The 18,094-nt window shown below is 46.6% G+C and carries 8 protein-coding genes and 2 pseudogenes; all 10 read right to left on the bottom strand.

Going from position 1 to position 18,094, the window contains the following annotated elements; genetic code table 11:
• Nucleotides 1–23 precede the first annotated feature (23 nt).
• The 10 genes and pseudogenes from FU659_RS12115 to FU659_RS12065 all read right to left on the bottom strand — a co-directional run bounded on the left by FU659_RS12115 (nt 24) and on the right by FU659_RS12065 (nt 18,088).
• Nucleotides 24–844: pseudogene (locus FU659_RS12115) on the bottom strand (carbohydrate ABC transporter permease).
• Nucleotide 845: 1 nt separating this feature from the next.
• Nucleotides 846–1,829 carry a carbohydrate ABC transporter permease gene (locus FU659_RS12110; RefSeq protein ID WP_147947820.1) on the bottom strand — a complete coding sequence of 328 codons (984 nt, stop codon included), beginning with the start codon at nt 1,827–1,829 and terminating at the stop codon, nt 846–848.
• Between the two features lie 58 nt (nt 1,830–1,887).
• The gene (locus FU659_RS12105) at nt 1,888–3,249 is read right to left on the bottom strand and encodes an ABC transporter substrate-binding protein (RefSeq protein ID WP_147947819.1); all 1,362 of its coding nucleotides are present in this window, start codon (nt 3,247–3,249) and stop codon (nt 1,888–1,890) included.
• 136 nt (nt 3,250–3,385) lie between these two features.
• The gene (locus FU659_RS12100; RefSeq protein WP_147947818.1) at nt 3,386–4,168 is read right to left on the bottom strand and encodes a response regulator transcription factor; all 783 of its coding nucleotides are present in this window, start codon (nt 4,166–4,168) and stop codon (nt 3,386–3,388) included.
• Nucleotides 4,165–5,425: pseudogene (locus tag FU659_RS12095) on the bottom strand (ABC transporter substrate-binding protein). Before FU659_RS12095 ends, FU659_RS12100 begins: the two are co-directional and overlap by 4 nt.
• Nucleotides 5,426–5,514: 89 nt before the next feature.
• Nucleotides 5,515–7,281 carry a sensor histidine kinase gene (locus FU659_RS12085; protein WP_187274107.1) on the bottom strand — a complete coding sequence of 589 codons (1,767 nt, stop codon included), beginning with the start codon at nt 7,279–7,281 and terminating at the stop codon, nt 5,515–5,517.
• A 239-nt stretch (nt 7,282–7,520) separates the two neighbouring features.
• The gene (locus FU659_RS12080) at nt 7,521–9,431 is read right to left on the bottom strand and encodes a beta-N-acetylhexosaminidase (protein ID WP_147947814.1); all 1,911 of its coding nucleotides are present in this window, start codon (nt 9,429–9,431) and stop codon (nt 7,521–7,523) included.
• A 391-nt stretch (nt 9,432–9,822) separates the two neighbouring features.
• Nucleotides 9,823–13,341 carry an S-layer homology domain-containing protein gene (locus tag FU659_RS12075; RefSeq protein ID WP_187274106.1) on the bottom strand — a complete coding sequence of 1,173 codons (3,519 nt, stop codon included), beginning with the start codon at nt 13,339–13,341 and terminating at the stop codon, nt 9,823–9,825.
• A gap of 293 nt (nt 13,342–13,634) precedes the next feature.
• Nucleotides 13,635–16,274 (bottom strand): discoidin domain-containing protein, encoded by a 2,640-nt coding sequence (locus FU659_RS12070; RefSeq protein WP_147947812.1) that lies wholly within the window; start codon nt 16,272–16,274, stop codon nt 13,635–13,637.
• Nucleotides 16,271–18,088: an alpha-L-fucosidase gene (locus FU659_RS12065; RefSeq protein WP_147947811.1), complete on the bottom strand. Its 1,818-nt coding sequence runs from the start codon at nt 18,086–18,088 to the stop codon at nt 16,271–16,273. The genes FU659_RS12070 and FU659_RS12065 overlap by 4 nt, the downstream gene beginning before the upstream one ends.
• Between the last annotated feature and the right edge of the window lie 6 nt (nt 18,089–18,094).

Below are 18,094 nucleotides of genomic sequence, written 5' to 3'. Positions count from 1 at the left end.
CCAATACTAATTTCTGATACCTATTAACCCTTAATCGAACCAGCCAAAAGACCGCGAATGAAAAACCGGCTGAGCAAAATGTAAATCAGCAGCGTCGGCAGAGCTGCCAGCAAGGCTCCCGCCATCTGCACATTCCAGTGCACAATTTGGCTGCCGGACAAGTTCTGCAAGGCAACCATGATCGGCTGCTGCTTCTGCGTTGTGAGCGTGACGGCGAACAAAATTCATTCCAGACGCTGGTGAACTGCCAAATGGCGACCACAACAAACCCGGTTACTGACAAAGGCAGAATCACATGACGATATATACCGAAGAAACCGTTTCCATCAATCTTGGCCGCTTCCAGCACTTCCGTCGGAACGCCCACATAGAAGTTGCGGAACATAAGCGTACAAATGGGAAGCCCATAAGCGACATGCACCAAAATAAGACCGGGGATCGAGTTGTACAAGTGAATCGCTTGCAAAAATTGAATGAGCGGGATCAGAATGCTTTGATACGGGATAAACATCCCGAAGAGCATGCACGTAAACAAAACATGAGAACCCTTAAACTGCCATTTTGATAAAATGTATCCGTTCATCGAACCGAGCAGTGATGAAAGCAGTGTTGCCGGAACAGCCAGCAGAAAGCTGTTCGTCAAATTAGGAATCAGCTTCTGGAACGCTTCTTTATACCCGTTAAAATTGAGATGGCTAGGCAAACTCCACATTTTATCCAAGGTGACTTCGCTCAAATCTTTCACGCTTGTAATCAGCAACACATAGACAGGGATCAGATAGACGATGGCCAAAGCGACCAAAAGAAGGTACAGAAGCGAGCGATTGAAACGCCGTAATGTCATGTCATATCTTCTCCTTTCGCATGCTAGTGACTAAATACGGAACAATGAACAAGGAAACCAGCACCAACATAATCATGGAAATGCTTGCGCCCTGGGCATAGTTATTACCACGGAACGTCGTCTCGAACATATATACACCGGGAACATCTGTCACGAACATAGCGCCCGGTCCGGTCATTGCGTAGATCAAATCAAATATTTTCAGTGAAATATGGGCTAAAATAATCATTAAGCTCATGGTGATTGGTTTCAGCTGCGGAATGATCACTTTGCGAATCAACTGCCATTCGTTTGCTCCGTCGACTCTTGCCGCTTCTCGCAAATCATCGGATATGCTGCGCAGACCTGCCAAATACATCGCCATGGCGAACCCGGACATTTGCCATACGGCAGCGATAGCAACGGCTATAATGGCAATAGGCAGGCCGAATTCAATCTGTCCCCATTGGATATGGGGGATAATATCCGTGCTTATATACCACTGAGGAACATTGTTGATTCCAAGCGCTTTCAAAATAAGGTTAACCCCTGTTGTCGGATTCAGAATCCACTGCCATACAACACCGGTAACGATAAATGACAGTGCCATAGGGAAAATAAACACATTGCGGAAAAACGTCTCGCCCCGTACTTTACGATCCACCATGAGTGCCAAAAACATGCCGATGACCATCGTTATGCCAATAAAAATGATTGTAAACATCAGCGTATTGCGCATGTCGGACTGAAACCGAAAATCCTGAAACAATAGCTTGTAGTTGCTGAGCCCTACAAAGCTCAGGTTCTTGACCATCGTTTTCCAAGCAGTAAACGACACAAACCCGGTCCATGCGATAAAACCGTAAACAAAGATACCGATTAAAACGAGCGATGGCAGCAACATCAGTATGGGAATCCATCTCTCCGATTTCCAGACGCTACGCCTTAAGGGAGCCACAAGCTCAGATTGAGCCTGAAGTTCTCCGGATGTACGGGAAGCGTTCATGTACTCACACTCCTGAAAATAGGGTCAAATGTCGAGTCCGCCATCTGACCCCTCTTTATTATTTTTTAATGCCGTTCGCATCAGCAGCTTGTTTGAGCGTCTTCAATGCTTGATCGACATTGCCTTGCGTAACGAAAATATTAATGATTTGGTTGGCTTGCGTTGCGAAGCCTTCAATAGCGGCAGAACCGTGCGCCAAACTTGGTGTCAGCTTGCTTTTCTTGAAGTCTTCAATGGTTGCTTTACCGTAAGCGTCATATTTGGATGCGTCCGCATCGATACGTGCGGGAATAGAACCTTTCAACGGGTTAAACACGTCCTGACCTTCAACAGAACCCAAAACCTTCAACCATTCCTTGGCGCTTGCTTGATCCTTGGAATCTTTAGGCAGCGCGAAGGTGTCGGTAATGACCATGAAATCTCCGCTTGTGTTCGGCGTTGTTACCCAGCCGAAGTCTTCGTTCGGCTTCAGCTTCAAATCGGTCGTAAAATAGCCTTTGGCCCAGTCGCCCATCACGTTCATAGCCGCTTCTCCCTTGGCCACTAGCTGTGCGGCATCCTGCCAGTTGCGTGCTGCATGATCTTTGTTGACGTAAGTCAGCATCTTCTTGAAGGTTTCCAAGGACTCTTTGACCTTGGCGTCATCAAACGCGAGCTCGCCGGTCCACAGCTTGTTATAATTCTCAGGTCCGAGTTTGCCAAGCAGAACGTCCTCAAAGAGCATGGTCGCAGCCCAAGGCTCTTTGTCTCCGAGCGCAAGAGCAGTCACCCCTTTAGCCTTCAAAGCATCTGCCGCCGCAAAAAATTCATCAAACGTCGTAGGCGCTTTCACACCGTTGCTGTCCAATACTTTTTTATTATAAAAAATGACATTGCCGCGATGAATATTGACCGGAACGGAATAAATATTGCCGTCCTTGCTGACCATATCGATCAGGTCTTTAGGGAATTTCTCTTTCCAGCCCTGTTGATTGTACAGGTCGTTAAGCGGACTGACTTTACCGGCAGCTACCCACCCCGTGTTAAGCTCTGCGCCGCCATGCACTTGGAAGGCCGACGGCGGATCTCCGCCCTGCATGCGGCTCGCCAAAACGGCTTTCGCATTCGTGCCCGCTCCCCCTGCCACGGCTGCGTTAATGACTTCAATATCAGAATGCTTCTCTTTGAACAGCTTGATTAAGCCCTGTAAACCAGCCTCTTCGCCGGCACCTGTCCACCAACTGAAAATTTCCACTTTGCCGCCGCTTGCTGCTACCGGTTTGGCTGTTTCCGCTGGCGCTGGCGTGCTTTGGGCTGCCGTCGGTGTGCTTGGCGCCTGCGTCCCGCTTGGAGCCGGAGTCGTCGTCGAGCCTCCACATGCCGACAACACCATACTTGTAAGAGTTAAAGCCGAAATGATGACACCAAATTTACGTTTCATATTACTTCCCCTTTCGTTCGTTCCATCTTGAAACCGCTTTACAAATTTATTGTATCCGAAAGGGAAAGTACTTTTAACGAGGTAAACCTATCTTTTGTTCCGCTTTTCTATCCATCTTCCACTTTCCTTCAAAAGTTCATATGGCATGGTGCTTGCGATAATCCCCCGGTGACATGCCGGTCTGCTTTTGAAACCATTCGCTAAAGTAGCGGGGATTCGGGTAGCCTACCGCATCGCCAATCTGATAAATTTTTAACATACTGGATTTCAGCAGTTCGGTAGCCTTCTCCATCCGCAAATCGGAAAGATAGTCACTGAAGGATCTCCCTGTCTCCTGCCGAAACAATCGGCTTAAATAGTTCGGTGTCACGCATAATTCCTCGGCAATTTCGGAGAGGTGGATATCCTCTGTGAATCTGGCTCCCATGACGCCAAGCGCCTTCTTGATTAGATAAGAAGCCGGCTCCTCTATCTTGTCCATGCCCGACTCGTCGCGTAGAACAGACTCCTCCGGGCTTTCCCTGAGCGCCTTGGCTTTAGCCAGAGCTTCTTCGATTTCCTCCACATCTGAGGGCTTCAGCAAATAATCGACCGCACCCAGACGAAGCGCCTCTTGGGCATACTTAAAATCGCCGAATCCGCTTAAAAAAATAACCTTGATGTGGGATAACTGCTTGTGTTCCTTTGCTTTCTCCCGAATCGTCGCAACAAGCTCCAAGCCTGTCATGTTCGGCATGCGAATGTCCGACAACACAATATCCACGGGCTGTTCGGTAATATAAGTAATCGCATCCATCCCGTCTTCGAATACCTGAACCAGTTCAATGCCTAAACGTTCCCAGCCAATGTGTTTGCTCAGGCCATCACGGATCCAAGCTTCGTCATCAATAATAACAGCTCGGCAAATCGATACATTCATGGACTCTCCCCCATTCTTTTGGTACCTTTAATAGAAATATGTGCGGACAGGTTGCGTAATTCTACTGCCGCTGCTTTAAAGGCTTCCGATGGACTGGCAAACAAGGTCAAAATCTTAGCCAGAGCGTCCTCCTCAACATTCACCATGGCTGGGTAATAGATGAGCGACGGTTCACTTTTGGCGATGCTCATGCTCTCCAGAATCAGCGCAAAATCAGGCCTGCTATCACGGAACACAGGATCGCTCAGGATGGAGCGTCTCGCGGGAATACCGCCGTTTTTGGCATAAATCATCCCGCCTTGCTTGCCCGTGGCAAATTCAAGGAATCTCCATGCATGGAGCTGATTGGTCGAGCTTGCATTCATGGCGAGCGTCCAGCCATGTTGAAAGGGAACACGGCGGACTTCCCCGCTTTTATCGCGAATTCCGGGGATCAGCGCAATACGGATATAATCCTTGTGTGGGGAGTTGCTTTGCTTAATCATCGGATAGGCTGAATTCCAGTAAGGTGCAGCCATCGCGACATCACCATTGAGCAGCGCGTCTCGAGTCCTTGAGAAATCCCAAGACATCAAATCGCCCGGAACGATCTTATCCCGCACCAGTTTCTCCAAATATTCACCGCTTTGGATCGATTCCTTCGTATCTATTAATACCTGTCCGTCATCTCCTATGATGTCCCCGCCAAATGACCATAAAATCGAATCAAATATTTTTTCCCTTTCTTCCGGAATGACCGCAGGCATGGCCAGCCCCCAACGAGTAGGAGACTCTGGATGCATGCTCGAGGAAAATTTCTGCGCCACTTCGTATAGTTCATCCCACGTTTCCGGTGGTTTCGGAATTAAGTCGCTGCGATAATACAGAAAATGGGTGCCGGATATCGGTCGGCAGCGCGTAAATACTTCCGTTATAACGATAAACGGAAAGAAAATCGTTAATATCAAACGAGTCTCGGGAAGTCGAGTCGCTCATCGCAATATAATGATCCAACGGCAGAATCGCTTTGGAAGAAGCGAATTGAGCAATGGAGGTGCTCGGCATCAAGACGATATCGAACGTATTCGAACCTGCAAATAACTGCGTGCCCACGGTGGTAAAATAACTGTCCCGCCCCACTTCGATAAATTCCACTTTGATGCCCGTTTCCGTTTCAAAGGGCTTAGCGATCTGACGCAGAGCCGCAGACTCCGTTCCCGTGCGGATCAGCACTTTGACAACATCGACTGGCTTAGGGGAATTCGAAGCATCGATCATATCCCGGTTTAAGAGCACATATCCCGTTAAAGCCCATAGAACCAGAAGAGAAAAAGACACAACCATAAACGTATTCAGTTTGAAATGATTCATTTGGCCGCCTCCATTTGATAAGGAATATAAACGAGAACTAGAGCCCCTTCTTCTTGGGATGAAGAAAATCGAATGCCGTATTCCTGGCCAAACGCCATCTTGATTCTCTGGTCCACATTCCTCATTCCAACATGCTCGCTGGAATCGGTACTTTGCAAAAGTTTCTTTGCTTTTTCGATATCAATTCCGCTGCCCGTATTGAATACCGATAGACGCACACGCTCCCCTTCCCTGGCAACCGTAATGGACACCTTGCCTCCCTTGGACATTTTGGCGATTCCGTGCTCAAGCGCATTTTCCACCAAAGGCTGTAAAATAAGGGGCATGACATATATATGTTGAAGAGAAGGATCCATTTGAATCTCATATTTCAGCTTGTCCTTGTAACGAAACGATTGAATTTGCAAATAATTTTCTACGTGATCCAATTCTTTCTTCATGCTCGTCCATTCTTGGCCTGAATGCAGGGTAAACCGAAAAAATCGGCCCAGCGCCGTGACCAACTTGCTGATGGAATCAGCTTCATATTCCTTCGACATCCAATAAATCGTATCCAGCGTATTGTATAAAAAATGGGGTTGAATCTGCATCTGCATCGCTTGCATCAACGCTTCCCGTTTCTCTTTTTGCTGGCGCTCATTATCGAGCAGCAGTTGTTGAATACGCTCCCGCAATCGGTTGAAATTCCGCTGCAAAATGCTGATTTCCCGGATCGAGCCGACGTTTTCCCGCATATGCAAATTGTCAATGGATGTCGTAGACATCAACCGGGCTAAATGGATAACAGGCTTGGAAATGGCCATAGCAAGCAGCACCGAGACAATGATAAAGATCAAAGTGCCCAATCCCGCAATAATGATCAAATACTGCAATACCCTTTGATTCGGTACGAGCAGCTCTCGTAAAGGAACCACAGCTGTCATTTGCCAACCGCTAGTTGGAGAAGTGTTGAAAGCAAGCAGCCACTTGGCGTCCACCACCTGAATGCCCTGTCCCTGTTTGGGCAGGTTTTGGATCGTCTCTGACATACTGAGATTTTGAAACAAAGCGGAATCCTGCTGATAAATGACATCCCCCGCTGCATCCGATATCATAAAAGAACCTGTAGAACCGATGCGCACGTTTCCTACATTTTCACTAATAAACCGGTCGTTAAGCTGTACAAATAAATATCCTCTCAGCTCGGAGGTGTTGCTGTCGTTCAGCCTGCGCACTGCTGTAACCGAAGCGTGGATTGGGGTCTGGAATCCTTCCTGCGAACGAAATATGGCCCATTTATCGCTGAACCAGTTCATTTTAAGCGGTTCGCTCTCAAGCTGATCCATTATGTATCTAAAATGACCTGCGTCAATTTGATCAAAGGCATATAACGACGTATTGGTCGATAGCACTTGGTGGTCCGCTGTAACCAAATAGATGTCGCGAATGTGATCGAGCCGGCCGCGAAACAAATAGATGTACACCATATCTCGAAACTTCTGGTTGGCCTGAAACAATTGATAGGGAGTTTCAAGCGAATTGTCCAAAAAATCTAGTGATTGCTGATAAAGCAAAGGCCAAGTCAAGCGGTCAATCTCGGCTAAATTAGCGTCCAGTGCCCTTTGCGTCTGTTCCACAGTCTGCAGCAAATATTGACTGACCTGCTTCTGGGAAATTTCATTTTCCTTTTTGTAAGTAATAATGGCCACGGTCAAGGGAAATATCATCAACAATAGGAAAACTGACAACAGAAGCGAACGAATCGAAATCGTTTTTTTGATCATGAGACAGCACATCTCTTCCTTTCACAAATTGAAGGCGCTTACAAATAAATGCACCATATGATACATTTAGTATCATATTATCACGTGTTGTCACTTCTTGGAAGAGTTAATTTGTTTCATATCATTCCCTCTTCCTGCTGTAAAATAGGCCAGATGTTCGCAAAAAACCTTTCAGAAATAGTGAAAAAGGCCGCTGGATATTATCAGCGGCCTTCCCTATATCTTAATTAAGCGAATATTTAAAAAGGGTTCAGCACATGGAAGAAGACATTTGGCGACGCCATCCGGTAATAATAGCTGCACCAGCCTACCCCTTTATTCGTAAACCTGTTCGTGGTGCTGTACAGCAAACGATCCTGTTCCAGCTCTTCGATTTGCAGGATCCTACCTTCGAGATAATCGAAAATTCTCATCGAAGCTGTATCCAGCCTATTGACAACACCGCCGTATCGAATGTCGATAACTTCCCAGCCAAACGGCTTAAACATGCGCAGCCATTGGGTGCGATGGGCAGAGCGCAGCTCCTTCACAGCTTCCGCGATTGCTGGCAACACTTCTGTTGCAATGCGTCTCAGCGTATCTGTATCTTTTGCGTCGTATGCCCGCTTCAGCTCAATCCCGATCTCGCTTTTACTTTTCAGCACGCGACACAGCTTCTCCGGAACGTCGAACAAGTAATCCAACTCGGCGTCGTTGACGCGGCGGCTGTGGATCTCCTTCTCTACCTGCGCATAATGAGCAGACATTTCCAGCCCTTCGATTTGCTTATCAAACAGTCCCAGCAGCACATCCTGATACAATAGGAATTTCGAAGGATTGCTCTGCTTGCGGTTGTCAGGCTCGGAGCCAGGCGTCTCATCCAAATATTTGAGCTGCAGGAAAGCGTCAGCTTCGATGCCCGTGCAGAATTTCACGCGTTCCGAGAGAAGCTCCCAATTCGGTTTTTCCTCGGAATACGCGTGCTCGGCATAAAGCTGCAAACCTAGCAAAGCAATGAACGGGTTGCTCTCCATCCCGTCATCGCCCCACATTGTCGCATAAACTTCGCGGATGCCTTCCTTTTTGCAAACCTGCAGCGCGGTGTCAGAGGCGTTCAATGACAAGCCATAGTTAACCCCGAATGTGTTAAATACCCAAACAGCGCCGGCGAATACTAAATTACAGCCGAGCGGTCTGTGCTTGGCGATCAAGCTCTCATAATCTTCCCGCTCCGTATGGACATAATCCCAATACACCATATCCACATCTTTAGGGATACGGCGAGCCATCTCCTCCGGAATTTGGGTTTCTTCGTCGTAATACTCACTGCCGCCCTCTGAAGCAAGTTTCAAGAACATATCGCTCCACATCATCGGCTTTAACCCGCGCCCCCGTGCAATGTCCAGCACTTTCTCCAAATGCGCCGTCATAATGTCAAAGCGGCTTGCATAGCCGTTTTGATCCAAATATTTGCCGCGGCCGAGCTCTTCCGCCTCGTCCATGCCGACATGAAGTTTACGGCTGCGGAAAGGAGCGCTGGCCGCCTCGATCATGTTTGCGACCAACTGATCCGTCTTGTCATCCCCAACCAGCAGTGCACCTTTCGTATCTTTATAATGTTTCACAGGTTCCCATTTCAGGAACTCCTCCAAATGTGCTAGAGTCTGAATGCTCGGGAACGCCTCAATACCAAATTGGTCCGCGTAATCGTCAATCTCTTTCAACTCTGCTTGGGAATATCGGCCTCGCATATAGCCGAAATAAGGCTCCTCGCTGATTGCATAAGTGTCTTCCAAATAGAGCATGACGGTGTTCAGCCCCATCAACGCCATTTTGTTGAGCATGAATTTGAAACTGTCCAGCGTGAGTACCGCATTGCGGGACAGATCGAACATGGGCCCGATGGTGTCGAACTGCTGTTTTTCCCGGATATGGAAAGACTCTCTACTGCGGCCGTGCTGTACGAGAAGGCCGAGCCCGCGGAAAAATTGGTGCTTTTGTCCATAACGTATATAAGCTTTCCCCTGCTCCAAACCTACTTCCAAATCGCCTGTCGACGGTTCAACTTGAACGCGCAGCCCGTCTTCCCCTACGGTAATGCCAAGCTCCTGCGACAATAGGCCAATTCCAGGTAAAAAAGCAGTCATATCCCCTTCAAAAAACAACTTCATCTATATTTCCTCCTAAGCTTGTAACATTTTGCTATCATGAAGCTTACACTATTTATCGCCTTTTTTCTAGATATTTGTTGATAATCGCGCAATAAATTATATATTTATGATGTTTTTAATCATCTATTCCTCAAAAACTTAGCATTACGTGTAGTTCGCCTCTTTAGTGGAGTCGTCCTATTAGAACTTCTTTCATATTATTCCCAAATATATACGCTCAGCTTCATACCCATTTCGGAAAGTTGGGACAAGATCTTCCTAAGCGGAAAAGGAGATAGTCCTTCAACGGACTCACCCTTTGGCTTAGTGCTTGCATCTCGAGACAAAAAGAAAAAGCAGATTGCTAGTCGCAACCTGCCTTTTAAGCAAAAACTTATTCCAATCACGGTTATTACTTCGTTGCATCCGGGTAAACATCAACTGAAATCGTTTTCCCATTCGCTGTGATCATGGTTGCAGTGAATGAAGAAACTTCCACAGGTGATCCGTCTACAGCGGATGTGGCAGGTCTGTAGATGTACTTGGCATCCCCGCGATATAGCCTGATTTTATTGTTTATGGTGGAGAACACCCAATCGGTTGGATCTACTTCTTTTCCTGCGCCAGCTCCCACATCTGGGTCATCTTTCGGATATCGATATCCTGTTGTTGGATCTCCCACTAGTTCATATGGAGCATTTGACGATGCGTTCACGCTGTTTACACCGGTAATATTGGACTCAACTGCGAGATAGCCTGAATCCGGTACGATATTGTCGCTAGTCCATTTTACATTGCTTATAAAGATTTGAATTCCAAATACAGGCGCAACACGGATCACCGAGCTGTTTTTAAAGGCGTTATTGCCGTACTGATCCATTAGCGTAATGTTGCTGAAGGTTTGTTTTAGCAGTAATTTTTTTGCTGTCGTATCGACACTATTCCCCGAGAAGATGTTAACTCCTGCTTTTAGCTGGGACAACCCCATGATTTTTGACTTGCCGTTATAGGTTGCTGTTAACGAGCTAACCGTTAGCGGGTCATCCTTAATGGAAATACTATCCATAAATACTACCTTACTGCCGCTGTAGTTGGATGGTTTGAATACAACAGAAATGCTTGTGGTCCCCACATCTTTTCCGCGAATGCCGTAACCATCGAAAAAGTTTGCCGTTTGTCCATCTGCCTTCGGTTTATTCACGACGGATGAAACTCGAGTGTTAGAAGTGGTAGTGGAATTAATCGTTTGAATCGCATTGTTAGGCATTTGGACAATGTTCCCGCTGGCATCCTTTGCCGTAAGCACGACTTTGCCTGAGAACATGTTTTCCAAAGAATAACCTTCTGTAGAATAAACGTTATTGATGACATTTTTTACCGAGCCTTGCAAGGTGTCCTTAATTTTATCAACCGCATAGATGCCATTTGTAAATGGCGTAAGCGTATAAATTAAATTATTGGCCTCTCTAGCTTTTTGGAGCTGCGTCGAGCCGATGGCTGTTGACAATAAGGAAGCCGTTCCTGCTGCAACAGTTGCACGATCCCCTTTGAACAACTGGGCTGTAACCTGGTAGGTTCCTTCATTGTTATCGCCTGGTTTTGAAATGAAGAAAAAATCTCTGTCGCGGTAATAGCCGAAATCTGTCGGACTTTTACCTGAATCATATCCTTCTACCGTACCATCTACGCCGTTTACAATGAAAGAAGTTGTTACCGTATCTAAAAATGGAGTTATGCTTCCCCTGACGACGTACACAGCGTCAGAAACTGTGCTGGAGGTGTTGGCAAAAGACAATTTCATCGAATAGCCCCGATAATCCCGATCAAAATCTTCGCCATATTGGTCTTTAAATTTCAATCTAAATGCGTTTTCAGTTCTTCCTTTATCCAAATCAAACGATGGTAGCATTTTGGGCTTTGGCACAACCGAAAAGTAAACCGTCTTCGGATAACGCTTGGCAACAACATTTGTGGTGTTGGATGCGGTTTGCCCGCTTGTCACAACCATCGCTTTGACCGTTAATGGGCCCGTATTATGATCCGTAAACAATTTCAAATCGGAAATACGAATTGAGCCTCTATTTGCACCACTCTTCTCGATACCGCCAATTAGTTTGCCAGATACATCCTTGGCACCAATGGCTACACTGCCGATAGCAGATCCGTTAACACTTATTTTATCGGCATTCTCTACAACATCATCTGTGCTTAGTATATTCCCTCCTTGGTCTTTAACAACGATCGGAAGATAAAAATCTTCATCGCCGACAGCAACCGTATTCGGGAAGTTACCTATGCTAATTTCGTACGGAGTTTTTGGAACCCCAACCTTCATGACTTTAGAAGTGGATTGGCCTGAACCAAATGCAGTCAACGAAAGTGTGACATCTTTTACGCTAAACATCGTAAAATTTTGAGCGGCTTTTGCCTTCAATTCAGGAATTCCGTCCCCCGTTTCGTCAGCAATAAAACCGAAGCCATGCGGAGGGTAAGTCGCCGCCGTATCGATAACGCCCGCTGCATTGGAGTAAACGCTCGTGCCTTTCGTCAATACATCGAGATCCATGATCGGATAACCGTATTGGTCAAATGCTTTGTAGGGAACGGTCACCAGATCGCCTGCTTCGAATTTCGTTTTACCGTTAACATACACAACATCGCTTAGCTCCACTTTGCCGACCGATTGCGGATCGCCAACTATAAACGATTTGTTTGCTTGAATCGAATAATCGGGTGCGACAATGCGCACTTCGATTCTAGCATCCTTTCGCAATTGGTTGCCGTATACGGCGCTTCCTACATCAATGGTCAAAGACTGCGAATCACCCGCGGGGACCATATTCAGATCAGAACTTGTAAGTATGCCAAAAATAGCAGCACTCAAGTCGGATACTTCTTTATACTGGTTCGTTGCTTTAAATGTAAGCTTGATCTTGCCTTGCGCAATGGTATCAGAAGGCGTCGTGAAGTCAATTTGGGTAATTTTCTCATTGGTTACGGATACCTCGGCAGTACCTTTGTCAATAGTTAGTCCGCCGTCTTTGACCGCATCTAATTTGACTGTGTAGATACCTTCCGTCATTTTCGTATCCAGCGTAATGGTTACTTCGTTCTTGACCGCATTCCATTTTTGAGCGCCTGTTACAACAGCCCCGGTGATGCCTCCGCGAAGAACAGAAACGGTTAGCTTGCTGGTATCGGCAATAACGCCGTTTAGTTTGACCACAAGTAGTTTGGCGCCTGTTGCTTTAAGTTCAGCAACAGATACTTTGGTTACTGGCGGGCCTCCGGATTGGACTAATTGATAGGCAGCATATGCGGAGTTTACTAGAAACTCTCGTTTTGCTGTTTTCGTGTAGTCCGTTGTGCTCGTAATAAGACCTGCAGTGATTGCTGCAGCAACATGCCTTTTTGCCCAGCCGGATACGGTTCCAGTAACTTTTGCTGCTTCCGTTTCATCTGCTTGAAGTTTGAAAACGCGCGTCAATACAGATGCCACTTGTTCAATAGTTACGATGCCAGAAGGGTCGAATTGCCCTTTGGCGATACCATCCATATAGCCCGCTTTCGTTGCTGCTCCGATAAATCCAATAGCCCAGCTTGCATCGCCTAAGTCCGTATAAACGGAGCTGGAAGCCTTAGCTTCGACGAGCCCGTTCAACAAGACGATTACTTTGGCTAGCTGAGCGCGAGTTACTTCTTTGTCGAGATCCGCTTTACCTGCCTCATCGGATCCATCCAATATTCCCTTTTCTTTCAATGCGTTAAATTTAGCTTGCGTGTCCAATGGAGGTGCAGTCGGTTTAGAGGGCGTGGAGTCTGCAGCAGTTGAAGTTGGCGCTGCATCCGCGTACACGTTAACCACGGAAGCAAGCATAGAGAACACCATAGCAAGTACGAATAGTAATGACAGCTTTTTTTTCGAAATCATTGGTCTTATTTTCCCTCCCGCATTCATTTCAACCCATTCCCCAAGTGTACGTAGATGATTACTTGCAAACGCTTACCAAAAGTGTTACCCTCCTTCCTTTTTCTTACTAAATCATAATTTATGAGAGAAAAGATAACATAATAGTTATTTAAGTTGATATTGAACTAACTTAAGGTATGATATACATGGTTAGCTTCGATCATATGCAAAAACGCTATGGATTGATCCATAGCGTTCATCTAAATAACCCCGTAGCACCGCTTTCAAAATGCAATAAACAAATGCAGACGAGGCTAAGACTTCTGGTCATGTAATCGTGGAGAATGATGGTCCCCCTCAATGTTCCGAATCGCTTCAGAACCAAGACGATCCTGTAATTGCTGCATATACAAGCTGCGGGGATTTACATGTGTCCCAAAGCTTTCCCAGTAAGCCTCCTGCCGCTGTCTAGGATCATAAGGGTTAGGAAGAAACGATTTTCCTTTCGTTCCTACATGTCCAATTGCATAGTTTTGGGCGGTGGGCGGTTGTTGCGATACAAGTTCATTTTGTGTATTCCAAGTGACATAGTTAGCACCCGACCACCCATGCCCACTTCCCAGCCAGCCACGATCCTGAATATGAATACGCCCGTTTACATTGTCGTACAAACAGCCTACGGACCATCTATGATGCGGCTCGCTGGTGTTGTAATCCTTTTTCGATTCGCAGTCGAGGAACACATTCGGCCCCGCAACCCGCGAATCGACTGCGAATGCGTGTCGTGCTGTTTCCGTATAAGCGCGCTGCACCAGCGTTAATTCGCCCATCAGATGAAACGGGTATCGGCGTCCTCCCGTAATCACGCTGATAAAATCGTATACAGCGCAATCCTGTATAGTCACCCATTTGGCATTGCGTCCAACTTGCACAAGGGCATGCTGCAGATGAAAACCGCTGACATTTCTCATCCAGGCATTTTTGACATGATCCATGAAAATAAAGTTAATGGCATGATCCTCATCAGCTAAATAAGAGAAGCTTCCCTCGTTGCCGTCGATTCTCGTACTCGTGATGCTCGGGTCGTATTCAACATCTACCCGTAAATGCTCCACACCGACATGTTCAATACGTGTTGTATCTTCATATTTAACGATAGCTCCACAGCCCCATCGCTTTTCGAGCGCATTGGCGACGGGCGCGTCCATCGTGATACAATTCCCGTCGATCCGAGTGATTACCCTGTCAAATTCGAGATGAAAAGGCAGCCATTGAACCGTCCCTCCTGTAACAGGCCTCATTCGAATGGAATCCATGCTTATGGCATGTATCCATCGTTCATTTCCGTGCCGCAGCACCTTCACGGTGTCGCCGGGATGAAAGCAAGAAGCATCCTCGACATGGATCTCGCGAGATCCCGAAGGGACATACAGATCGCTAACGGACGTTAATGTCTCTGTCAGCAAACGAGGACCGGACGCGCCTAATATTTCGATCAGATTCCGCTTCATCGTCCCTGTCGCATAAAGTAAAGTGCCATCCTCGCCTGCGCCCTCGCCTCGCAATACGATACCACTTGCGTTAATTCGCAGCGTTCCGCTGATTGGATAGACCCCCTTCCTCAAAAGAACCGTCCCCCGAAAGCCTTTGGCTGATACCGGCAAGGCGGATAAACGGTCAATCGCATGTTGGATATGTTCCGTGTTATCCCCCTCCACGGGTTCAATGTTAATGGTTGGCGGGATATCGGGTAATTTCACACCGCCTCCGCCATAACCGCTATTGGAGAAATCCAGAACCCGATTCCCTTTGAAATCAGGTACATAGTCCAGCTTCCCGGCCTCATCCAAGTAAACGATTTGGCTTTGGCCAATCTTTGCATGTAAAGGATCAACAATGGTGAAATAAAATGAATCGTAGATGACAGGTTTCCCTGAGAAAAGTAACGTTACTTGTATTTGATATCGCCCTAGTTGAGCAGAATGGCCTGAAAATGTAACCATGCTTTCCATTTGTGCCCAGATTTCTCGTTCTGGCAGGTCCAGCATGATTTCCCCAGTCGATTCGTTTAGCAAAGAAACGTTCACAGTCATGCCTTCATCAGCCAAGATATGCAAAATAGGAAGGGTGTCACCTATCTTCAACAAGGCAGGTTGACCGATTTCCATAACAAGTGTCGAATGCGTTAGCCATAATTCAACCAGCCGATCGGAAGGTTCGTAAACATCGATAAAGAGACTGTTTTCTCTAGCCACCCCATCTAGAATGACAACCCCTTTGACTTGTGCAATGCCTTGCTTTTGTGCAGTGAGAACACCCTGTTCCCCCATTGAAACTACTTCAGGACAGGTACTTATAAAGAAGATCGCTGCATTCGCCATCTCAGCTTCAGAACCGTCGGTCATGATTCCTTTTAAAGTGAATGTTGCCATGCTGCTCACTTGCAACGATACGGTATCATCCTGATCGTAGACTTCGCCTGACGCATCTGTGATAAAAACCCGATCCAACAAGGGTCCGGAAGGAATGGATGACAAGTCATAGATGCCTAATTCGATCAATTGAAAATCACGCTCAGGATCAAAAAGATCCACTTCAAGAGTGACATATCTTCCCGTAACTTTAGGAAATAAAGCGATGTCTAAGGCGCTAATTCCACCTTTGGAAGTATCCCGTTGAAAGGCATCCAGCCATGTAAAATTGTCTTGGGAATAACTAATTTTGTAAGCGCTAATGAACCCGGATGCTAATTTCAAAACAACCTCATTAAAAGAGATGCTATCGCCCAAATCGACAGTCAGCCACACTCGATTGTCTTCTTTCTTGTCCAAACCTAATGGCTGCCAGAATGTATTTACATTTCCGTCAATGGCGTGGCTAGCCATAGCATTCTTGCTCTCGGAACTGCATGTTACCGTTTTGTGTAGGGCAAAATTGTCTTTCATAACAGTCATACATCCTCCAAACTTTCTGGTATTAACTCGACAAGCCAAATTTCCTTTAAGTTCATCAATACCTTTCCGCAGATGGTGTCCGGCTTGACGGCCAATTTAAATTCACCTGCATGGGCAAAATCAATTTGGCCAATCTCATACGCTAGAAATTGATGTTCACCACCTGTAAAATTCACCGCAGCAGCCAGCTTTTCGTGACCTACTGTGATTTCAAATAAACCTCCTGCAGACTGCTCATCCGTGCCATAAACGACAGTTACTTGGTAGGAGCCTGGGCTTGCCACCCGAAAATTCCAACAGATATAATCATGGACAGCATGCCAATCCCTGACATTGTCTCTCCCCTTTTTCCCTGTATCATATCGCAAAGATTCCCCATGCAGCTCCCCATCAAAAACCCCAAAAACATGAGTCACTCCTCCAGGAAGCAATACTTGAAGAGGATTCGGCTTCATATCTCCCTCAAACTCAACTACTACCACTGTACAAAGGGGATCAAGCTCCTCTGCGGGTAATTGAATAATGACGATACCATCCGAGTCCTTCATGCGCTGTTGCTTTAGGCACGTTTTCTCCGAATCCGCCAACAAATAAGCTTTGCCAATAGGATTGTGCAAATCAGGTATCATCAACTCCCCACGAACAGGCCAATCCCAAACATGCAGATATAACGTATGTCCTTTAATGGTGCATCGGCCCCAAGGCATTTTGCCGATTGGGCTCCCTTGTGTGCCATATATACTTTCACCGTTCTTTTTCAGCCAGCTACCGATAGTTTGGAGGATCTCCAGCGATTTCGGATCGAATTCCCCATCACCTGTAGGTCCTACGTTGATGACGTAATTCCCGCCCATACTGACGACGTTAATCATGTCATACAGGATGTCTTGGGGACTGCGCCAATGATGATCCGTTTGGTTATAGCCCCATGAATGATTTAACGTAGCGATTGATTCCCAGTCTCTTTCAAACGATCGGACATGAAGCTGGTTGTCGCCCGTATTGTCATAATCCCCGAAACCTGGCCGCCGAACTCTGTGGTTGACCAAGCAGCTCGGTTGTAACCCGTGAACCAAATCCACAAATAGCATGCCCTGCTCGTCGGAAATCTTATGTCCACAGTCAAACCAAAGAATGCCGACAGGACCATATTGCTCAAGCAATTCATGAATTTGCGGATAAGCCTTTTCTTGCAAATACCGCTCATAGCGATTTTTTTTATCCGCTTCGTTCATCCATGCTTCCAATGGATCGTAAGCGCCAATATTGCCCGGGAAATCCAAGGTATTCCCTTGGGAATCAGGATGATGCCAATCCATGGCATGAGAGTAGTATAGGCACAGGACCATCTCTTCGCTCTGGCAAGCCTCGGCCAATTCTGCTATAGGGTCACGTCCAAAAGGGGTTGCCTTAACCAGATTATAATCGCTTACTTTAGAATCATACATGGCGAATCCATCATGATGTTTAGCAGTGAAAATGATATATTTCAAACCAGCTTCCTTTGCTGTTCGGACCCACGCTTTCGCATCAAAGTGAACAGGGTTGAAATGGGCAGTAATCTGCTCATACTCCTGAATAGGAATTTGGGCTCTTAATTGCAGATGCTCGGAGTAAGAAGCGTTCACGGTTTCGCCTTTCCAGATACCTCCCGGCAGTGAGTACAACCCCCAGTGAATAAACAGCCCAACTCTTGCTTCTCGCCACCAAGCAATCCGCTCTTCACGTTCTTTATCGATGGATTCTTCCTTAAAATGATTCCGCTGCCGGCTATCCGCTTCTGCATTATCCATGAGATGATCCTTCGTTGACATGCGTAC

Origin of the sequence: Paenibacillus sp. N3.4 (assembly GCF_008017805.1) — a bacterium.
Lineage (GTDB): Bacteria > Bacillota > Bacilli > Paenibacillales > NBRC-103111 > Paenibacillus_E.
The sequence above is the reverse complement of the archived record's forward strand: the minus strand, read 5'-3'. Positions and strand labels throughout refer to the sequence as shown.

Excerpts from the sequence above, each read along its gene's own strand:
- FU659_RS12110 (WP_147947820.1), bottom strand. The coding sequence starts at position 1,829 with ATGAACGCTTCCCGTACATCCGGAGAACTTCAGGCTCAATCTGAGCTT.
- FU659_RS12105 (WP_147947819.1), bottom strand. The coding sequence starts at position 3,249 with ATGAAACGTAAATTTGGTGTCATCATTTCGGCTTTAACTCTTACAAGT.
- FU659_RS12100 (WP_147947818.1), bottom strand. The coding sequence starts at position 4,168 with ATGAATGTATCGATTTGCCGAGCTGTTATTATTGATGACGAAGCTTGG.
- FU659_RS12085 (WP_187274107.1), bottom strand. The coding sequence starts at position 7,281 with ATGATCAAAAAAACGATTTCGATTCGTTCGCTTCTGTTGTCAGTTTTC.
- FU659_RS12080 (WP_147947814.1), bottom strand. The coding sequence starts at position 9,431 with ATGAAGTTGTTTTTTGAAGGGGATATGACTGCTTTTTTACCTGGAATT.
- FU659_RS12075 (WP_187274106.1), bottom strand. The coding sequence starts at position 13,341 with ATGATTTCGAAAAAAAAGCTGTCATTACTATTCGTACTTGCTATGGTG.
- FU659_RS12070 (WP_147947812.1), bottom strand. The coding sequence starts at position 16,274 with ATGACTGTTATGAAAGACAATTTTGCCCTACACAAAACGGTAACATGC.
- FU659_RS12065 (WP_147947811.1), bottom strand. The coding sequence starts at position 18,088 with ATGTCAACGAAGGATCATCTCATGGATAATGCAGAAGCGGATAGCCGG.